At 61.2% G+C, this 19,082-nt stretch carries 17 protein-coding genes and 2 tRNA genes; 12 read left to right on the top strand and 7 right to left on the bottom strand.

The window, feature by feature from the left end; all coding sequences use genetic code 11:
* Window positions 1-4: 4 nt before the first annotated feature.
* The 12 genes from cydB (at window position 5) to pgaD (ending at window position 11,555) form a co-directional block, all read left to right on the top strand.
* A complete protein-coding gene (gene cydB, locus PAN08_RS07550; protein ID WP_269790825.1) occupies window positions 5-1,156 on the top strand; it encodes a cytochrome d ubiquinol oxidase subunit II in 1,152 nt (383 codons plus the stop codon).
* Window positions 1,157-1,190: 34 nt separating this feature from the next.
* Window positions 1,191-1,301, top strand: coding sequence for a cytochrome bd-I oxidase subunit CydX (cydX, locus tag PAN08_RS07545; RefSeq protein ID WP_269790824.1), 111 nt, complete (start codon window positions 1,191-1,193; stop codon window positions 1,299-1,301).
* 60 nt (window positions 1,302-1,361) lie between these two features.
* Window positions 1,362-1,438 (top strand) — tRNA-Pro (locus PAN08_RS07540).
* A gap of 162 nt (window positions 1,439-1,600) precedes the next feature.
* Window positions 1,601-1,677: transfer RNA gene (locus PAN08_RS07535), tRNA-Pro, on the top strand.
* A gap of 443 nt (window positions 1,678-2,120) precedes the next feature.
* A complete protein-coding gene (locus PAN08_RS07530; RefSeq protein ID WP_269790823.1) occupies window positions 2,121-2,798 on the top strand; it encodes a hypothetical protein in 678 nt (225 codons plus the stop codon).
* A gap of 20 nt (window positions 2,799-2,818) precedes the next feature.
* Window positions 2,819-3,067: a hypothetical protein gene (locus PAN08_RS07525; RefSeq protein ID WP_269790822.1), complete on the top strand. Its 249-nt coding sequence runs from the start codon at window positions 2,819-2,821 to the stop codon at window positions 3,065-3,067.
* Window positions 3,068-3,100: 33 nt separating this feature from the next.
* On the top strand, window positions 3,101-4,069 hold the full coding sequence (locus tag PAN08_RS07520) for a CorA family divalent cation transporter (protein WP_269790821.1): 969 nt from the start codon (window positions 3,101-3,103) through the stop codon (window positions 4,067-4,069).
* A gap of 369 nt (window positions 4,070-4,438) precedes the next feature.
* Window positions 4,439-5,638 carry an MFS transporter gene (locus tag PAN08_RS07515; RefSeq protein ID WP_269790820.1) on the top strand — a complete coding sequence of 400 codons (1,200 nt, stop codon included), beginning with the start codon at window positions 4,439-4,441 and terminating at the stop codon, window positions 5,636-5,638.
* Window positions 5,639-5,794: 156 nt separating this feature from the next.
* Window positions 5,795-7,828, top strand: coding sequence for a poly-beta-1,6 N-acetyl-D-glucosamine export porin PgaA (pgaA, locus tag PAN08_RS07510; RefSeq protein WP_332840090.1), 2,034 nt, complete (start codon window positions 5,795-5,797; stop codon window positions 7,826-7,828).
* 1 nt (window position 7,829) lies between these two features.
* The gene (gene pgaB, locus PAN08_RS07505) at window positions 7,830-9,737 is read left to right on the top strand and encodes a poly-beta-1,6-N-acetyl-D-glucosamine N-deacetylase PgaB (RefSeq protein WP_269790818.1); all 1,908 of its coding nucleotides are present in this window, start codon (window positions 7,830-7,832) and stop codon (window positions 9,735-9,737) included.
* 7 nt (window positions 9,738-9,744) lie between these two features.
* Window positions 9,745-10,992 carry a poly-beta-1,6-N-acetyl-D-glucosamine synthase gene (pgaC, locus tag PAN08_RS07500; RefSeq protein ID WP_269791205.1) on the top strand — a complete coding sequence of 416 codons (1,248 nt, stop codon included), beginning with the start codon at window positions 9,745-9,747 and terminating at the stop codon, window positions 10,990-10,992.
* Entirely contained in the window at window positions 10,989-11,555 is a 567-nt protein-coding gene (gene pgaD / locus PAN08_RS07495; protein WP_269790817.1) for a poly-beta-1,6-N-acetyl-D-glucosamine biosynthesis protein PgaD, read from the top strand. Before pgaC ends, pgaD begins: the two co-directional genes overlap by 4 nt.
* 160 nt (window positions 11,556-11,715) lie before the next feature.
* On the opposite strand, the gene PAN08_RS07490 is transcribed toward pgaD, so the two are convergent.
* The 7 genes from PAN08_RS07490 to PAN08_RS07460 form a co-directional block, all read right to left on the bottom strand.
* Entirely contained in the window at window positions 11,716-12,963 is a 1,248-nt protein-coding gene (locus PAN08_RS07490) for a glutamate-5-semialdehyde dehydrogenase (RefSeq protein ID WP_269791204.1), read from the bottom strand.
* Between the two features lie 33 nt (window positions 12,964-12,996).
* Window positions 12,997-14,145 carry a glutamate 5-kinase gene (gene proB, locus PAN08_RS07485; protein ID WP_269790816.1) on the bottom strand — a complete coding sequence of 383 codons (1,149 nt, stop codon included), beginning with the start codon at window positions 14,143-14,145 and terminating at the stop codon, window positions 12,997-12,999.
* 4 nt (window positions 14,146-14,149) lie between these two features.
* On the bottom strand, window positions 14,150-14,407 hold the full coding sequence (locus PAN08_RS07480; protein ID WP_269790815.1) for a YciI family protein: 258 nt from the start codon (window positions 14,405-14,407) through the stop codon (window positions 14,150-14,152).
* 386 nt (window positions 14,408-14,793) lie between these two features.
* A complete protein-coding gene (gene argH, locus PAN08_RS07475) occupies window positions 14,794-16,092 on the bottom strand; it encodes an argininosuccinate lyase (protein ID WP_269790814.1) in 1,299 nt (432 codons plus the stop codon).
* 63 nt (window positions 16,093-16,155) lie between these two features.
* A complete protein-coding gene (gene argC, locus PAN08_RS07470; protein ID WP_269790813.1) occupies window positions 16,156-17,112 on the bottom strand; it encodes an N-acetyl-gamma-glutamyl-phosphate reductase in 957 nt (318 codons plus the stop codon).
* On the bottom strand, window positions 17,109-17,708 hold the full coding sequence (locus PAN08_RS07465) for a GNAT family N-acetyltransferase (RefSeq protein ID WP_269790812.1): 600 nt from the start codon (window positions 17,706-17,708) through the stop codon (window positions 17,109-17,111). Before PAN08_RS07465 ends, argC begins: the two co-directional genes overlap by 4 nt.
* Before the next feature lie 3 nt (window positions 17,709-17,711).
* A complete protein-coding gene (locus tag PAN08_RS07460; RefSeq protein WP_269790811.1) occupies window positions 17,712-19,040 on the bottom strand; it encodes an acetylglutamate kinase in 1,329 nt (442 codons plus the stop codon).
* Between the last annotated feature and the right edge of the window lie 42 nt (window positions 19,041-19,082).

Below are 19,082 nucleotides of genomic sequence, written 5' to 3'. Positions count from 1 at the left end.
ACTCATGGAATTCATTCTTCTGGACTACACGACACTGCGCGTGATCTGGTGGCTGCTGCTGGGCGTGCTGCTGATCGGTTTCGCGGTGATGGATGGTTTCGACCTGGGCGTCGGCGCACTGCTGCCGTTCGTGGCCAAGACCGACGAAGAGCGCCGGTTGGTGATCAATACCGTCGGCCCGGTATGGGAAGGCAACCAGGTGTGGTTGGTGCTGGGTGGCGGCGCAATCTTCGCGGCCTGGCCACCGCTGTATGCGGTGAGCTTCTCCGGCTTCTACCTTGCGATGTTTGTCATCCTGTTTGCGCTGATCCTGCGGCCGGTCGGCTTCAAGTACCGCAGCAAGATGCCCACCGCACGCTGGCGCAACAATTGGGACTGGGCGCTGTTTGTCGGCGGCTTCATCCCGGCACTGATCATGGGCGTGGCGGTTGGCAACGTGCTGTTGGGCGTTCCGTTCCACTTCGATGACACCCAGCGCATCTTCTACACGGGCACGTTCTTCGGCCTGCTGACCCCGTTTGCACTGCTTGCCGGCCTGCTCAGCGTGGCCATGGTGGTCTCGCACGGCGCCGCCATGCTGGTGATCAAGACCGAAGGACCGGTGGCGGATCGTTCGGCCCGCTTCGGCAGCATCGCCGCACTATTGACCTTCCTGCTGTTCGCGCTGGGTGGCGTCTGGGTGGCGCTGGGCCTGCCGGGTTATGGTTTCACCTCCGCGATCGTGACTGATGGCCCCAGCAACCCGCTACTGAAGACGGTCGAGATCACTGCAGCCGGTGGCTGGATGCACAACTACACCGCGATGCCGGCCACGATCCTGGCGCCGGTAGTGGGCCTGCTTGGGGCGCTGGCCAGTGCAGTACTACTGCGCAAGCGTCGCGGCGGCCTGGCGTTCATCGCATCGGGCGCATCGATTGCCGGCATTATTTTCACCGTTGGCTTTGCCGTGTTCCCGTTCCTGCTGCCGTCCTCCAGCCAGCCCGGCTCCAGCCTGACGCTGTGGGATGCATCCTCCAGCCACCTGACGCTGTGGATCATGCTGCTGGCCACGGTGTTGTTCCTGCCGATCATCATCGCCTACACCACCTGGGTGTACCGCGTGCTCAAAGGTAAGACCACGCTGGCGGAAATGGGTGAAAACCCGAACGCCTACTGACTTGCACCCACGACATACGTAAAGGAGTCATCTCATGTGGTATTTCGCTTGGATTCTCGGCGCCGGCCTCGCTTGCACAGTGGCCATTCTCAACGGCATGTGGTTTGAAGCCCGCGAAGCGCGTAGGAACGACGCAAAACACTAAAAAAACCCCTCTAGGTATTGTCAGGAGCCCGGACTGAGCGTATCTTTCCGGCTCCCTTCGCGGGGTGTAGCTCAGTCTGGTAGAGCGCTACGTTCGGGACGTAGAGGTCGCAGGTTCGAATCCTGTCTCCCCGACCAAGAAGGTCACAAGGAAGCCTGGAAAACGGCGACGTTTTTCAGGTTTTTTTGTTCAACGAAGCCGCCCTCCTGGGCGCACCGGCACCCACCCGTCCGCGGGGTTGGCCACCGGGGAAACACTTGCAAGGCAGCGGAATCACCGCTATCATTGGCGGCTCCTTACGGGGTGTAGCTCAGTCTGGTAGAGCGCTACGTTCGGGACGTAGAGGTCGCAGGTTCGAATCCTGTCTCCCCGACCAAACAGGTCACATTGAAGCCTGGAAAACAGCACTGTTTTCCGGGCTTTTTTGTGTCCCGGATTCTGCCTGCACACGCATTTATTGTTCCGACATCGCCCGTCTTTCTGACATTCAAAAGACATGTTCACAATCGGAACAACCCTACATCCATGCCGCAAAAAGCGAGGCAACAACGGGGTTGACACCCCCCGGCATGGCAAATAAAGTTCGCGCCACTTCACCCCCCCAGCGGCCAGAGACCCCCACCTTGGACAGTCATAGTCGATCTCGATGCGGCTCTTGAGCCGACGGAACGCCTGACCTTTTCATGGTTTGGTTCCGTCCGCTCAGGACGGAACCGTAGTGCGCGAACCCCTTCTCGCACTCTGCTTCGTAATTACCCTTCGACCAAACGTAGACCCCGAGAGGGAGGTCTTTGGCGTTTCCGTTTCTGGAGATTGCCAATGTCCTTGCAATGCGTACTTTCTGCCGCTGTGGCGGCCTCGCTTTTCATCCAATCCGCTACAGCATGGGCGGGCGCCAGCCTGCTGATAGATGACGCAACCATCACTCCACACGGCCACTGCCAGGCTGAAACGTGGGCGCGCGTTTACGCGCCAGGCCAGGAGCTCACTGCCGTGCCCGCCTGCAACTGGGCCAACACCGAGGTAGGCCTTGGTCTAAGCCATGACACCCACTCCTCACATGGGCCGCTCGCCACCCTGGGACTGAAGCGTCTGTTCCGGGATTTCGACCAGCATGCATGGGGCGTTGGCGCTTCGTTCGGGGCCACGTGGAACGGGGCCAACAATCGCCTGGACGGCTGGAACCTCAACCTCCCCGCCAGCTTTGCCATTGACGACCAGCGCCACACCGTTCTGCACGCAAACCTGGGCTGGTCCGACAGCCGCGACGGCTCCGGCTCGATCACTGCGGGCATTGGACTGGAGCAGGTACTGACCGAAAGCTGGACCCTGCTGGGCGAGATCTACTGCGACCACCGCGGCAGCACCAGCAGCCAATTCGGCGTACGTCGCGCGATAGGCCAAACGACAACCCTTGACCTGCTCGTCGGGCACCAGGACGACCAGCAGCAGGCGCCCTGGCTCACCGTCGGCTTGAACATCCTGCTCCCCAACTGACCCGATCCTGGAGATTGCCTATGAACATCAAACACGAACGCCCGCCCATCAAAAAATCGCGGCTGGAGAACGAGGTCATTCTGGCCGTGGTCGCTCTGTACTTCCTGCTGTCAGCAGTAATGCTGGCAATCCACCATCTCCAGCCTGAAGGGATAGAGACCAAAACCTCATCAACCTCGCCTGCGCACGGCGAGATAAGCACCACCGACACCTCCGAAGCCGTCACGCCAGCGGCCACCAACAAGACGCCATCGGCACCGTCCCGCTGACCCCCACAAATCAACGCTTTCGAGGAACCCCTCATGATCCGTTCCATCTATCGTCACGAAGACCGCATCCAGACCGTTCAGGGCATCGCCGACCTGCCTACCGAAGGCTTTCTCTGGATTGATGTCGGCCAATCCGACCCGGCCGCACAGACCGAACTACGCAACCGCTACAACGTCGATCCGCAGCTCAGCAACACCAGCGTTTACGAAGACGAAGAGTACGTCTACCTGCTCGCTGAGCTGGTTGCGATAAACGAGCAGCGCGAGCCGGAGTTCCACAAAGTGATCTTCGTGCTGGGCGACAGATTGCTGGTAACGCTGCACGACACGGCTGATTTCACCCCACTCAATCGTGCCATGCAGCGCCTGGCACGACGCCCGCAGCAAGCAACGGATGCCAAGTCGTTGATGCGGATGATCCTGGCCGGCATCAACGACAGCACCAGCCAAGTGATCGAATCCATTGCATTGGACCTGGAGAAAACCGCCGCCACCATCGCCCAGATCTCCGGCCAGAGTACGGGTGAAGGCCGCGAACTGGGCGTCAGCGATCTCACCGAAACGCTGCTAGGCCTGAATGACAGCGAGGAATTGATTTCCAACTGTCTGGAAAGCCAACTGGCGTTGGCGCGCGTGGTGCGCTATCTCAACGGCGAGGTAAACAACCAACGCGAACAGGAACTCCAAACACTGGTGCAAGAACTGATCGCCGATGTTAACGGCGTCAAAGAACATGCCGCATTCGAGCATGACAAGGTGCGCTATCTGCAGAACTCGGTGGTTGGCCTGCTCAACATCAAGCAGAACCAGATCGTCAAAGTGTTCACCATCATTACTGCTGTTTTTCTGCCGCCAACCCTCGTTGCCACGTTCTATGGCATGAACTTCTCGGTGATGCCAGAACTGAGCTGGAAACACGGCTTCACCATGTCGATCATGTTGACGTTGATCGCTGCGCTTCTGCCGCTGATCTACATCAAGCGCAAAGGCTGGTTGCGGTGAAGTAACAAGACAGCGGCCTGCTTTGGACGGATAGAACTCCGGCAAGCAGGTCGCTGACCACGCAAGGATGCGGCATCCAAGGAAAGACGTCGCACCTGTGAACCAAGCAGCGCGAAGGCCCTGCCTATCCGTTGAGTACGGGAAGCCGCCGGGAGTGTTTTCCAAGTCCGGCGTTGCGCCCCGCAGCACTTAGCATCCCTGCGGAACGGCCCGTTGCCATCGGCGTTCACGAACGCCCGCGTACAATCACCGCCCCCACCGCAGTCTTCAGGCGCCCGCCCCTCGGCCCGCGCCTGCAGGCCGTATCCTGCCCCTGCAGTGCGCGCCATTTATCGGCCCGGCCTGGGCACTACCCGTGAAGAGCATTTCATGACGGACACCGCACCCCACTCCTCGCCTCTCCTGCGCGGGCGCGCCTTGGCATTTGCCGCCATCGTGCTGGCCGCGATCAATCTGCGTACAGCAGTCACTTCGCTGACGCCGCTACTGGACCTGCTGGAGAAGGTGTTCAATTTCGGCAGCACCATGACCGGCGTGCTTGGCATGATGCCGACCGCTGCATTCGCGTTGTTTGGCCTGTCTACGCCTGCCCTGACCCGCCGTATCGGCTTGGAGCGCACGGCTCTGCTGGCCATGGCGCTGGCCACCATTGGCCTGTTGATTCGCGCAGGCGCCGGTAATGTCGGCATGCTGCTGCTGGGCTCTGGCGTCGCTCTGGCCGGCATGGGCATCGGCAACGTGGTGGTGCCGCCGCTAGTGAAGCGCTACTTCGCTGACCGTGTTGGCACCATGAGCACGCTTTACATCACCGTACTGCAAGCAGGCACGATGATCCCGGCATTGCTCGCCGTGCCGATGGCCGAGACCTACGACTGGCGCATCTCACTGGGTATGTGGGCGTTGCTTTCATTGGCGGCGATGCTGCCGTGGTTGATGCTGGCACGGAGCACGCGCGCGCCTGAAGCACACAACGCACCGGTCCATGCACCGGGCAAAGTCTGGCGCACATCGCTGGGCTGGGGCTTGGCGCTGATGTTCGGCATGACCTCGCTGATCACCTATTCGATGTTCACCTGGCTGCCGAAGATGATGATCGAAGCGGGGGCGTCCCCTGCCTTCGGTGGCGTGACCGTGGCGGTGTTCTCGGCGCTGGGTTTGGTGCCGTCGCTGTTGATGCCGGCACTCGCTGTGCGCCTGCGCAATCCTTTCCCCATCGTCGCCCTGGCTTTCACGATCAACCTCACCGCTTTCGCTGGCCTGCTATGGGCACCGATGAGCGCGCCGTTGCTGTGGGCCACACTGCTGGGCTTGGGGCCATCCACGTTCCCGCTGGCCCTGACCCTGATCAACCTGCGCACTCGCACACCCGCAGGTTCGGCCGCCCTATCGGGTTTCATGCAGGGCGTTGGCTACAGCTTCGCCTGCCTGGGGCCCCTGCTGTTCGGGTGGCTGCATGGCCGCACCGGCGACTGGATGCTGCCGTTTGCCTTCCTGACCGTCTGCGCAATCGTGCTGCTCACCGCCGCTTGGTTCGCCTGTCGCCCGCAACATCTTGAAGATCATTGGTAAACGCGTCATCCGGGCGAAGTCGGGGATGTGCGGCCATTTCTGACCAGATTATTAACAAATAGTTAAATGTCAACCCTGTACCCCTAATTTTCACAGACACTTATTTGTGACTCATGTCACAATTAATGGATTGTGTGATGGTACCGGGGGGATTCAATGCGTGTGTGGAAGCCGCTCACCCTGAGCGTGGCCTTGGCGTGTTCGCTATACGGACTCAGCAATAGCGGTGTTGCCGCTGCTTCGAACAAAGACGATGCCATGGCACGAATTGCCCAGCATCGCGATCACGGCCAGTGGCTGGATGCACTGACTGAAATCGAACGTCTGCAAGAGCAGTTTCCGCAGGACGATTTCCTCTATCAGCTACATGTCCTGACGTTGTCGGACATTGGCAACGCTGGGCGTGCATGGCAGCTGTATCAAGCTCGCCCGCAATTGTTCGATGCCGAACAGCGCCGCCATCTTGAAACCAATTACCTCTCCAAGCGGGTGGGCTGGAGCCTGGCCTATGGCAAGAGCGAAGACACGCGTCTGGATGAAGCCGAAGCCGCGCTGGCGCAGATGCACGCACTGCTGGAGCAGGACGGTCTATCGATCGACAACGCCCCGTTGCGGGTGCGCTTTGACCGCCTTGTACTGCTCAATCGGCTCGCCCGGCATGTACAGGTGCGCGATGAATACCGTGCACTGACACAGCAAGGCCATGCCCTGCCCGATTACGTGTTGCCCGCTGTCGGCGATTCGCTGATGGCAACCCAGCACCCCGAAGAAGCGATTCCCTTGCTGCAGGCCGCCTCGCGCAGCGAACCCGAACGCGACGACGTGCGTACCGAACTGGCCTATGCCTACCTGGAAAGTGGCCAGCCACGACAGGCCATCGACTTCCTGAAGCAATGGCGCGAAGAAGAACCCCCGTTCCGGCGCCAAGCCGGTGCCAAGCAGTCGTACCAGAACTGGGCGCACTACGAAGCCGATCTGAATCTAGCAATGATCCGGGCCTACAGCGGCGACCTTCCTACCGCCCAGCGTGCGCTGGAAGATCTTGCCGATGCGGCGCCTGGCAATGGGGGTTTGCATTCCTCGCTGGGCATGATCTACCAGATGCGTGGCTGGCCACGCCGTGCCCTGGAACGCCAGCAGATGGCCTACACCCAGGACCCGCGCGAGGTGCAGCCGCGCGTGGGCCAGTTCGAGGCCTATGTGGATCTACAGCGCGACGACCTTGCGCGGCCGTTGTATGAAGACCTGTTGCGTCGGTATCCCACCCAGCCAGTGGTGCAACGCATGCAACGCAGCTGGAACTGGCATCGCGGCTGGCAAGCCCATGCCTATGCCCAGGGAGGCCACAGCTCCGGCAGCGGGGTTTCCCCGCTGGGCAACGATGACCGCCGTTATGGCGTGGAACTGCTGTCACCCATCCTCGATGATCGCTGGCGCCTGCTGGCATTCGCCGATCGCCGCAGCGTCGATTATCCGGAACGACAACTGCGCCCGCTGCGTGTCGGCGGTGGCGTGCAATACCGCTACGACCAGCTCGACGGGCAACTGCTGCTCAATAACACCAGCGACGACATTGGCGGTGTTGGTATCCGAGCCGGCATGGGCTGGCAGTTCAATGATCATTGGCACATCGGCCTCACCGCTGCGCGTAACGATGAAGAAGCGTCAATGCAGGCGCGGGCCGCCGACATCGATGCCGACAGCATGGCGCTGGCGCTGGAGTACCGCCACAGCGAGCGCACCCGCTGGACTGCCGGGGCCAGTCGTTTTCATTACGCCGATGGCAACAACCGCGACCTGCTGAGCAGCGGCATCGAACAACGCGTGCTGACCCAACCGAAACTTCAGGTCACCGCATTGGGCAATGCCTACCTCGGCCGCAGCAGTCGCCACGACGTGCCGTATTTCAATCCCGAGCGTGATGGCCAACTCGAACTGGGGCTGCGTCTGGATCACCAGACTTGGCAACGTTACGAACGTCACTTCAATCAGCAATTGGAAGTGTCAGTGGGCAACTACTGGCAGCGCGACTACGGGAATGCCCTGGTACCCACGGTGAGCTATCGCCATGAGTGGCAGTTGGGCATTGGCAAGGTCATCGAATATGGCGTGAGCTGGTCGCGCCCGGTTTATGACGGACGACGTGAACGACATATCGGCATGGATGCCGCGATCCACTGGGGGCAATGAAATGCGCAACATCCACACACTGTTTGCCGGCTGGCTGCTGGCACTGTTCTGTCTTGCCACGAACGCGCATGCACAAGCGTCGACTGGCACCGATATCAATCTGGACTCCGCCGACAATGGCCTGCTGGTCATCAGTTACCACGACATCCGCGATGATGTCGTCCGTCATGGCGATCCCGACCTGTATGCGGTCAGCACCCAGAACTTCGCCGCACATCTGGACTGGTTGTCTACCCATGGCTATCACCCGGTATCGCTCTCGCAGCTGATCGAGGCCTCACGCGGCGGCAAGCCGCTGCCGCCACAGCCGGTGCTGCTGACCTTCGACGATGGTCTGCGCAGCGTCTATACCAAAGTGTTCCCGCTGCTACGTGCCTACAACTATCCGGCGTTGATCGCCGTGATCACTGATTACGTGGAGATGGCGCCCGGCCGCAGCATTGACTATGGCTACCGCCCGTTCGCCTCAGATGATTTTCTGACCTGGCCGCAGATCCGTGAAATGCAGGCCAGCGGATTGATCGAAGTCGCCAGCCATACCGACAATCTCCACCACGGCGTGCAATCCAATCCGCAAGGAAACTCCACGCCAGCCGTCATCACCCGCATCTACGACCCGGCCGCAGCCGCCTACGAAACACCGCAGGCCTATGAACAGCGTATCCGTGATGATCTTGCGCGCAGCGTGCAACGCATCACCGACAACACAGGCACAAAGCCGCGCGCCATCGTCTGGCCATATGCTGCCTACAACTCCTTCACCAACGAGCTTGCCGCGCAGCTTGGCATGGACGTGTCCTTCGACCTGGAGGGGCGCAGCACACCGGTAACCTCCAATCTGGGCGGGCTTGCACGGCTGTTGATGGTAGACAACCCCACCGTCGTCAGCCTCGCACGCGAGCTGCGCCGCGATATCGAATTGCAGAACGTGCGTGCGCTGCAGATCGACTTGGACATGGTGTATGACGACGACCCGCAGCAGCAGGCGCGCAACCTGGATGCACTCATCGAGCGGGTCAAACAGGTAGGTCCCAGTCACGTCTATCTGCAGGCCTTCGCTGACCCCGATGGCAACGGGTCGGCCGATGCCCTGTATTTCCCCAACCGCCATCTGCCCATGCGTGCGGACCTGTTCAACCGCGTGGCATGGCAGCTCAAGACCCGTGCCGACGTAAAGGTCTATGCGTGGCTGCCGGTGCTTGGCTATGAGTTGAAGGATCCCGCGATCCGCGAGGCTCTGAAAATTCAGAGCCCAGAATCGGATGGCATCTTCCGCCTGGATTTCACACGACCGGAAGCGCGGCAGATCATCAAGGACATCTACGCAGACCTGGCCATCAATTCCTACTTTGAAGGCCTGCTATTCCATGACGATGCCTATCTGCGCGACACCGAACTGACCCAGCTACCGGCTGAGGGCGAGGACGGTGCGCGCACTCGCGCCCTGATCGATTTCACGTTGGAGCTGCGTGACGCTGCCCAACGTTGGCGCCCCAAGCTGGCCACGGTGCGGAATCTCTATGCGCAGCCCGTACTGGAGCCGCAGAGCTCGGCCTGGTTCGCACAGCGTCTGGACCTGTTCAATCACGCCTACACCCACACCGCGTTGATGGCGATGCCGTGGATGGAAGGAAGCCGCCATCCGGAACGCTGGCTCGACCGCTTGGTCGACGCGGTGCGTGTGCAGGATCCCAACTTCAACAGCACGCTGTTTGAACTTCAGACACTCGACTGGCGCACCGGCAAGCCAATTCCCGGCGAACAGCTGCGTGCCCTCGTGCGTCGCCTCCAGGCACGGGGCGTCAAGCATATGGGTTGGTACCCGGATGACTTCATTGCCGATCGCCCGGCGCTGAAGGATGCCCGCGCGGCCATGTCTGTACGCAATTTCCCGTACGTGGAGAAGTAACGTGAACATGCACCCGATCCTTTACGGACTGCTGCAGTTCGCCTTCTTCTATCCACTGGTGATGGCCTTCATGTGGATGTGTGGCGGGCTGTATTACTTTTTCCGCCGAGAGCGCAAGGCCCGAGACCGCAGCGACCCACCACCGATGGTGGAATACCCATTCGCCAGCATCCTGATTCCCTGTCACAACGAAGCGGACAACCTGGAAGACACCCTGGGTGCAGCGCTGTCGCAGAACTATCCCGACTACGAAGTAATCGCCATCAACGATGGCAGCAGCGATGACACCGGCGCGCGTCTGGACGCGTTGGCGCGTGTGCATCCGCGCCTGCGTGTGATCCACCTGGACCGCAACCTCGGCAAGGCCAATGCGTTGCGAATGGGCGCATTGGCGGCCCGTTCTGAGTACCTGGTGTGCATCGACGGCGATGCGATGCTGGAGGAATACGCCATGCATTGGATGGTGTGGCACCTGACTGCCGGCCCCCGCGTGGGCGCGGTTACCGGCAATCCACGCATCCGCAATCGCTCCACTTTGCTGGGCAGGCTGCAGGTGGCCGAGTTCTCCTCGATCATCGGCATGATCAAACGCACCCAACGTGTGTATGGCCGCATCTTCACCATCTCCGGTGTGATCGCCGGTTTCCGGCGCACCGCACTGCATCGCATCGGCTACTGGGCCGATGACATGATCACCGAGGACATCGACATCAGTTGGCGTCTGCAGCTGGATCATTGGGATATCCGTTACGAACCCAACGCGCTGTGCTTCATCCTGATGCCCGAAACCCTGCGCGGCTTGTGGAAGCAGCGCCTGCGCTGGGCCCAGGGCGGCGTGGAAGTCATGCTGCGCCATGCACTTGCATTGTTCAGTTGGCGCAAGCGGCGCATGTGGGGAGTCCTGCTTGAGTACCTGTTGAGCGTGCTCTGGGCCTACACCATGCTCGCCATTCTGGTGCTGTGGGCGCTCGGCAAATTCATTCCACTGCCGCCGGAGCTGTACATCGCCACCGTACTGCCGCAATGGCATGGCGTGATACTCGCATTGGTCTGTCTGGCACAGTTCGCCAGCAGCCTGATCATCGACCGGCGCTATGAAACCCATGTTGGCCGCAATTACTTCTGGGTGATCTGGTATCCGATGGCGTACTGGCTGATCAGCCTATGCACCACGGTAGTGGCACTGCCCAAGACCCTGCTCAAAAAGCGCGGCAAGCGCGCTACCTGGGTCAGCCCGGATCGGGGAATACGATGAATACCAAGACCAAAAGTAAGCCCAGCTCCAATGCCAACGCCCGCTTTGACTCCAGCCTGATCCGCAAGCCACGTCAGCAGCCTCGGCTGCACCGCACGCTTTGGGGTGCGGTGAATGTCGCTTTCTGGGCATTCCTGATGGCGCTGTGCATACCGTTGTTGACCCTGCTGTCCTGGCTGTTCGGCATCCGTCTGGCCTGGCGACAACTGTATGAGTACCAGGACCAGGTCGATCCGTTCCTGCTGATGGCGGCGCCGGTAATCCTGCTGTGCTGTGCTTTGGGATTGATCGGCTGGGCGGAATACAACCGTTTGCGTTTCAGCGGGAGTGAGCGCCGTAGCGCCATCGCCCCCATCGACATCCAGCAGATTGCCCGTGACCTTGGCGCAAGTGACGCCCTGGCCAAAGGCTTGGCAGGCAGCAAATCGGTGGTCTTGCACATGGACGAGCAGGCGCGCCCGGTGGGCTTCACCCGGCAACAGTCGATGCCGAAAGAGGATGTCGCGCGGAACCGATTGAAGGTAGTTGAACACCACGACACTACTGATGACGTGTTGCTCTAGGTAAACGCTTGGATCGCTGCACAACCCGGGCGGTGCAACTCGCCCGGGTTGTGCAGCGCATCGGGCTCTGCGCTCTCAAAATGCGCTATCGCTACCCACGATAGGGATTACGCGTTTGAAGAGGACCTGATTTCCCAGCGGCTCTCCGCTCCCCGCCGGGTCACTGCCGTACCTGCCCTTCCCCGCGCACCACGAAGCGCTCCACCGTGAGCGCTTCCAGACCCATCGGGCCATAGGAATGCAGGCGCGTGGTGGAGATGCCTATTTCCGCACCGAGCCCCAATTCCCCGCCATCGGAGAAGCGTGATGATGCATTGACCATGACCACCGCCGAGCGCAGTGCATGCACGAAGGCTTCACCCTGTGCTGGATTACCGGTGGCGATCACTTCGGTGTGATCAGAGGTGTACTGCTGGATATGTGCAATGGCCGCACCGATATCCGGCACCACGCGAATCGCAAGAATCAGATCCAGATACTCCGCAGCGTAATCATCTTCGGTTGCCGGCAGCACACCCGGCAGTAACGCCTGCGTTGTCGCATCGCCGCGCAGTTCCACACCGCGCTCGCGCAGTGCGGCAGCGGCAAGCGGCAGGAATGTCGGAGCGATGGCCTGGTGCACCAGGAGTGTTTCAAGCGAATTGCAGGCAGACGGGCGCGACACTTTGCCATCTACCAGCAGGTTCACCGCCAACCCAATATCCGCGCTGTCATCCACGAACAGATGGCACACGCCCTTGTAGTGTTTGATCACGGGCACGCGTGCGTGTTCGGCAACGAAGCGGATCAGGCCTTCGCCACCGCGCGGGATGGCCAGATCAATGATGTCGTTGAGTTGCAGCAGTTCCAACATGGTTTCGCGACGCAGGTCTTCGACCAGCGTCAGTGCGGCTTCCGGCAAACCGGCTTCGCGCAGGGCACGCTTGAGGCTGGCGGCAATAGCGGTGTTGGAATGAATGGCTTCCGAGCCACCGCGCAGGATCACACCGTTGCCAGCCTTGATACACAACGCGGCGGCATCGGCGGTCACGTTCGGCCGCGCCTCGTAGATCATCGCAATCACGCCCAGCGGTACCCGCACCTTCTGCACGCGGATGCCATTGGGGCGCACGTACTCGCGGGTGACTTCGCCTACCGGATCCGGCAGTGCAGCCACTTCGCGCAGGGCATTCGCCACGTCTGCCAGACGTTTGGGATTCAACGCCAGACGGTCGAGCATCGCTGCGCCCACGCCCTTGTCGCTGGCGGCCTGCAGGTCGCGCCCGTTGGCGGCCAGAATCGTGTCGGCATCGGCGTCGAGCGCGTCGGCCATCGACCGCAGCAGCTCACTGCGTGCCTGCGTGGAAAGCAGGCCCAAGGTCTGCGCGGCCTGGCGGCATTGCAATGCCAGCGTGCGGATATCACTCATGGCGGCACCTTTGGTCATCATTGAAGCGCTTCATCACAGCAGTACCAAGTCGTCACGATGGACCACGTTGTCGCCGTAGTTGTAGCCGAGGATAGTCTCGATTTCGCGCGTGTGGTGCTGGCTGATGCGGCGGATATCGGTGGCCGAGTACTGGCTGACGCCGCGTGCAATGCGCTGTTGGCCCTGCGGATCAAACAACCGCACTTCGACCATGTCGCCGCGTCGAAACTCGCCTTCGGCGCCAACCACACCACCCGGCAGCAGCGACGCACCTTTCTCACGCAACGCACGCGCAGCGCCGGCATCGACCAGAATCGCACCCGGCTCCACTGGCGCATGCCGCAGCCAATACTTGCGTGCGGCAATGCGTGACTGCCCGGCATGTAAACGCGTGCCACGCAGCCTGCCTTGCGCAAGCCCGCGCACCACATCGCCATCCCGGCCGTTGAAAAGGAAGGTATCGATACCCGCTGCACCGGCCTTGGCCGCTGCCTGCAGCTTGGTATGCATGCCACCGGTGCCCACCGTACTACCGCTGCCACCGGCCATCGCCAGCACTTCCGGCGTCAGTTCAGTGACTGCGTTGATCGGCTGCGCCAACGGGTTGCTGCGTGGGTCAGCGGTGTACAGCCCATCAATATCGGTCGCAATGAACAACGCATCGGCATCAACCAAGGCCGCGACGATGGCGGCAAGGTTGTCGTTGTCGCCGAGTTTCAGCTCATCCACCGAGACTGTGTCGTTCTCGTTGATCACCGGCAACGCACCCAACGCCAGCAGCTCGTTGAGCGTAGCCCTGGCATTGAGATAGCGGCGACGGTTGCGCAGGTCGTCATGGGTCAGCAACACCTGCGCTACCGGCCGCTCGAAGAAGCGCTGCCACAGCGTGATCAGCTGCGCCTGCCCCAGTGCGGCCAGTGCCTGTCGTGCGGCCATCGCGGCTCCCGCTTCGGCGGCCTTGGGCAGGATGGCGCGTCCCGCAGCGACCGCACCGGAGGAGACGATCACTACTTCACGCCCTGCCTGCACATTGGCCGAGACGAACTGCGCCAGCCCCAGTGCGAAGCGTGGCGTCAGGCCACCACCATCTGCTGCCAACAGGCTGCTGCCAACCTTGAGTACGGCGCGACGCCACGGTGGCAGTGCTTGTTCGGTGAACGGCGAAAGTGAGGTCTGGATCATGGGGTCAGCGCGTATTCCACTCGTGGACGGTCAGCTCGGAACTGCCGTGGATGGCCAAAGGATCGGTGGCGACAATGGCTTTGGCTTCTTCGACACTCGTGATGTTCTTCAACACATAGGCACCACCACTGCCATCGCTGAAGCCGCCAGTCAGGTGCAGACGGTTCTCGGCGCTGAGCACATCAAGGAACGCTTTGTGCGGGGCAATCACCGCATCGTCGAACGACGGCTTGCGCATCGCCAATACCAGGTACAGCTTCATTGCATTCTCCTTTGTCGCGTATGACAGCACGCCGGACAGGCCGCCGTCGCATTTGTTTTCGCTTGGAACTGCTGGGCTCTTCTGCTTAAGCCCCTCTCCCATTTATGGGAGAGGGGTTGGGGTGAGGGCGCTCCTAGAGCAAGCACAAGCAAAAACTCCCCTCATCCGCCCTTCGGGCACCTCGCTGCACGCCCCGGTCTTGCATAGCATGCGAGGCGTTCGGCCATGCGCGAGCTGGTGGCCCGTAAGCCGCATGTCTTCACCCCGCACGCGGGAGAAGGGGTACGCAAAGAGCAGGAAGCGACAAGCACCCGCCCAAGCAAACACCACACCAAATCTACCCACAAAACCAACACGGGCGCCCTTCGGCGCCCGCGTTCAATCCATCAGCCCTGCACCGCTTTCCAGCGTGCATTGAGTTCATCCAGCCGAAGATCCGCCGCTGCGCCGGGCGACACGCGCGCGGCCAGACTGCCTTCCGGCGTCCGCCCCTGTCCCGCAGTGTCAGCAGCTTCAGCTGCAGCCTTGTAGGCATCGCGGAAAGGTACACCGGCGACGGCAGCCTCCACCGCAACATCGGTCGCATACATACCCGAATCAATCGCGCGGCGAATGTTGTCATCACGCCAGTCCAGGTTGGACAGCAATGCCGGCAGCAACTCCAGCGCTGCCAGCCCGCGACCAAAGCCGTGCACGATCGCACCCTTGGAGTTCTGCAGGTCGCGCTGATAACCCGACGGCAGCGACAGCAGCTGCTCGATCTCGGTGCGCGCTGCCGCAACGCTGGCATGGGTGGCGCGCATCAGTTCAATCACATCCGGATTACGCTTGTTCGGCATGATGGAGCTGCCTGTCGTGTACTGGGCCGGCAACGATACGAAAGCGAACTCCCCGGTGGTGAACAACGACAGATCCCACGCAATCCGGCGCAGGTCCAGCGTTGCGCCGCCCAAGGCTTCCAAGGCGGCCAGTTCGAACTTGCCACGTGAAAGCTGCGCGTAGATCGGGTTGACCTGCATCCTGGAAAAACCCAGCGCGGCGGTCGTGTGCTCGCGATCCAGCGGCAGGTTGACGCCGTAGCCGGCAGCGGTGCCCAGCGGGTTCGTATCGACCAGCGCCCGCGTATCGCGCGCACGGATGGCGTTGTCGATGAACGCTTCGGCCCAGCCAGCCCACCACATGCCTGCCGATGACACTACGGCACGCTGGATATGGGTGTAACCGGGCAGCGGCTGCAACTGTTCGGCCTGCGCACGATCCAGCGCGACCTTGGCAACTTCCGTACTGATCTGCGCCACGCGCTCCAGTTTTTCCTTCAGCCACAAACGCGTGGCCACCAGAATCTGGTCGTTGCGGCTACGGCCGGTGTGGATCTTTCGGCCTGCATCACCCAGACGCTCGGTCAGACGCGCCTCGATCGCCGAATGACAATCCTCGTACTGCTCGTCCAGCACGAAGGCGCCACTGCGGAAGTCATCCGCCAGCGTCGCCAGTTCACGCTTGAGTGCCACCAGTTCATCCGCCGACAGAATGCCGATGTGCTGCAGGCCTTCGGCATGCGCCGTGCTGGCCTGGATGTCGTGCAGAAAGAACTCACGGTCGAGGATGACGTCATCGCCAGCCAGGAAGGTCTGGATCTTCGCGTCAACCGCGACGCCGGGTTTCTGCCAGAGCAGGTTGGTCATGGTGAAAGGTCTCTGAATTCAAAGGTGCCGCAGGAGCGCACTAGGTCGCTCCTACAAAAGCAATTAGTGGGGAATGGCGGTCAGCTCGTCCAGACCCAGCGCACGGTTGAGGTTCTGCAGCGCTTGCGTGGCCGCGCCCTTGAGCAGGTTGTCGATGGTCGCCACTACTACGACGCGCTTGTTGCCTGGTGCCATGGTGAAACCACCCACCTGCACGCCGTGGCTGCCCGCGATGCGACTGACCCACGGCGCTTCGTCCACGACTTCCACCAACGGTTCGCCTGCATAACGCTGTTGATACAGCGCCATTACCTCTTCGCGCTTGAGCGGCTGCTGCAGCCACAGGTTGACGGTCATGGTGATGCCACGGAAGTGCGGCGCCACATGCGGCATGAACTCCACCGGCACGCCGAGCTGGGTGGTCACTTCACGTTCGTGCACATGATTGGTGAGCGCGTACGGCATCAGGTTGTCGCGCAGCAGCTCAGCATTGTTCTTGTCCGACGGCGTGGTACCAGCACCGGACCAACCGGAAACACCAAAGCAGGTCGGCGGTCCAGCCAATTGTGACAACAGCGGCGCGATGGCCAGCTGCATTGCAGTGGCATAGCAGCCGGGATTGCTGATGCGCTTCTGCCCGGCATACCGATGACGGGTCAACTCCGGCAAGCCGTAGTACCAGCTGTTGTCGAAACGGTAATCCGCCGACAGGTCAACGATCAGCGTGTCCGGCTTCGCTGCATCCAACGCTGCCACGAAGGGCTCCGCCTTGCCATTTGGCAATGCAAGCACCACCGCATCCACGCCTTTGCCGGCCACCGCGTCGGCATCCAGGCTTTCGTAACGCAACTCGCCGCTATAGGCGTCGTTGTGATCGGCAACGCGCTGGCCCGCCAGCTCACGCGATGACACAAACGCCAGCTCGATATGCGGATGCGCAGCCAGCAGCCGGATCAACTCGGTACCGGTGTAACCACGGGCGCCCACAATGCCAACGGTGGCGGACGGGGAAGTGCTCATGCGTGTGCGTCCAAGCGATGCTGCAGATGGCGCTTCACGCCCTGCCACTCCGCGTCGATGATGGAGAAGATGACGGTGTCGCGTGGCGTGCCGTCGGGGTGCCGTTTGTGATTGCGCAGCACGCCGTCCTGCTTGGCGCCCAAGCGCGCGATTGCGGTACGTGAGTTGAGGTTGAACCAACTGGTCTCAAACACCACGCTCAAACACTGCAGCCTTTCAAAAGCATGGGTGAGCAACATCAACTTGGCTTCGGTGTTGATACCGGTACGCTGCGCCGCTTCGCCATACCAGGTGTAGCCGATGCTGAGCCTGGGCACGTCCGCTTCAAGCCCGTAGTAGCGGGTGGTACCGACAACTTCATCGGCTGCATTGAGCACCACGAACGGCAACACCTTCCCTTCGGCCTGCGCCTGCAGCGCGCCCTGGACATAGGCAGTCATGGTTTTTGCACTGGGTACCTGCGTGTACCAGAGTGCCGACAGCGCACCATCACCGAGCGCACCGCGCAGGCCATCGATGTGAGCCATTTGCAACGGCTCCAGCCGTGCATGCGAACCTGACAGCGTGGGTACTTTGGTCCAATCAGCATGATTCATGGTTCAGCCCTCCAGGCTCGGGCTGCGCGCTGCGCAGTGTTCGACGTAAGTACGGATTCGCTCGAAGCCATCGGCGCCGAACCAGAACACTTTCCAGTGACCCTGCTTGTAGCAGCCATCGGATTCAGCGTAGTAAAAATGATTGACCGGATTGCCATTGCGCGAACGCCAGAACAGCTGTGGGGTTTCCTCCAGCATCACGTTCCACACCGCGCGGCCCAGGCCTTCGCCCTGCGCATCGTCGAGCACCGCGAACTTATCGAGATACACGCCCTCCACTTCGTCGGTGAGAATCACCGCAGTGCGATAGTTCTCGCTGACGTAGGCGCGCAGCAGTTTGGTCTTTTCAAAGTAATCCGGCACCAACGTGCGGCCGAAGCTGGACTCGATCAGCGTCTTCAGACGCGCCGTATCCAGTTCGTCCCACGACGTCGCCTTGATCACCTTCTCACCGCGACGCACCAGCGTGCCGGAGCCCTTGTGCGTGAACAGCTCTTTCGCCAGATCGGCCGGGCGGGTGATCGACACCGAGGACTCTTCAGGTAGCCGGTCCAGCAGATCCTTGATCTGCTCGATCTTCACCCGCATGCCGCCGTGGATCCACGGCTGCGCCATCAGCTGGTCGTACTCGGTAGACAGGTTGATCGAAGAAATCAGCGCGCCCTCCTCGTCCAACAAACCACCGGTGCCGGTCAGGAAGATGATCTTGTAGGGCTGCAATTCCTGCACCAGCTCATTGGCAGCGAAGTCAGCATTGACGTTGAGGATCTGCCCGCTCGCCGTCTCGCCCAGGCTGGTGATCACCGGAATCGAACCCGCACGAAGGCTGGCTTCAATAGGCGCGAGATTCACCTTTTTCACTTCGCCCACCAGACCATAAATGTTCTGGTCCATGTACTCCGCCTCGAACACGCCACCCGTGATGGACGTGGCACGCGCACCGTTCTGCTGCAGTACCTCGACCAGCTTGAGGTTGGACTGCTGGAACACCTTGCGCACGATGGCCAATGCCTCGGGCGTGGTCACCCGCAGGCCGTTGATGGTCTGCTTCTCGATACCCGCCGCCGACAGTTCAGCATCCAGTTGCGGGCCGGCACCATGCAGCACGATCGGGGTCAGGCCCACTTCCTGCAGAAACGACAGCGACGAGGTCAGTGCTTCCAGATCGTCACGCAACACCGCGCCGCCGACTTTGACCACGGCGAAGCGCTTGGCATCAAGCTGCGAAAAACGCTTGAGGTACTGACTGATTTCCTTCGCACTGGCCATGCTTGAAAGCAGGCGGACAATGGTCTGGCGGGTCTGGCGATGGGGTTGCATGGCTGGGGACATTGCTTGCGTCTACAAAGCGACCACAACGGTCGCGGGGGAGAA

Source organism: Stenotrophomonas sp. Iso1 (genome assembly GCF_027497995.1).
GTDB lineage: Bacteria > Pseudomonadota > Gammaproteobacteria > Xanthomonadales > Xanthomonadaceae > Stenotrophomonas.
The sequence above is the reverse complement of the archived record's forward strand: the minus strand, read 5'-3'. Positions and strand labels throughout refer to the sequence as shown.

Bases quoted from the DNA above. Each gene is read 5' to 3' on its own strand.
- pgaB (WP_269790818.1), top strand. From the start codon at position 7,830: ATGCGCAACATCCACACACTGTTTGCCGGCTGGCTGCTGGCACTGTTC.
- PAN08_RS07465 (WP_269790812.1), bottom strand. From the start codon at position 17,708: ATGAATCATGCTGATTGGACCAAAGTACCCACGCTGTCAGGTTCGCAT.
- PAN08_RS07480 (WP_269790815.1), bottom strand. From the start codon at position 14,407: ATGAAGCTGTACCTGGTATTGGCGATGCGCAAGCCGTCGTTCGACGAT.
- pgaC (WP_269791205.1), top strand. From the start codon at position 9,745: ATGCACCCGATCCTTTACGGACTGCTGCAGTTCGCCTTCTTCTATCCA.
- cydX (WP_269790824.1), top strand. From the start codon at position 1,191: ATGTGGTATTTCGCTTGGATTCTCGGCGCCGGCCTCGCTTGCACAGTG.
- pgaD (WP_269790817.1), top strand. From the start codon at position 10,989: ATGAATACCAAGACCAAAAGTAAGCCCAGCTCCAATGCCAACGCCCGC.
- PAN08_RS07490 (WP_269791204.1), bottom strand. From the start codon at position 12,963: ATGAGTGATATCCGCACGCTGGCATTGCAATGCCGCCAGGCCGCGCAG.
- cydB (WP_269790825.1), top strand. From the start codon at position 5: ATGGAATTCATTCTTCTGGACTACACGACACTGCGCGTGATCTGGTGG.
- PAN08_RS07520 (WP_269790821.1), top strand. From the start codon at position 3,101: ATGATCCGTTCCATCTATCGTCACGAAGACCGCATCCAGACCGTTCAG.
- PAN08_RS07530 (WP_269790823.1), top strand. From the start codon at position 2,121: ATGTCCTTGCAATGCGTACTTTCTGCCGCTGTGGCGGCCTCGCTTTTC.
- argH (WP_269790814.1), bottom strand. From the start codon at position 16,092: ATGACCAACCTGCTCTGGCAGAAACCCGGCGTCGCGGTTGACGCGAAG.
- PAN08_RS07460 (WP_269790811.1), bottom strand. From the start codon at position 19,040: ATGTCCCCAGCCATGCAACCCCATCGCCAGACCCGCCAGACCATTGTC.
- proB (WP_269790816.1), bottom strand. From the start codon at position 14,145: ATGATCCAGACCTCACTTTCGCCGTTCACCGAACAAGCACTGCCACCG.
- PAN08_RS07525 (WP_269790822.1), top strand. From the start codon at position 2,819: ATGAACATCAAACACGAACGCCCGCCCATCAAAAAATCGCGGCTGGAG.
- argC (WP_269790813.1), bottom strand. From the start codon at position 17,112: ATGAGCACTTCCCCGTCCGCCACCGTTGGCATTGTGGGCGCCCGTGGT.
- pgaA (WP_332840090.1), top strand. From the start codon at position 5,795: ATGCGTGTGTGGAAGCCGCTCACCCTGAGCGTGGCCTTGGCGTGTTCG.
- PAN08_RS07515 (WP_269790820.1), top strand. From the start codon at position 4,439: ATGACGGACACCGCACCCCACTCCTCGCCTCTCCTGCGCGGGCGCGCC.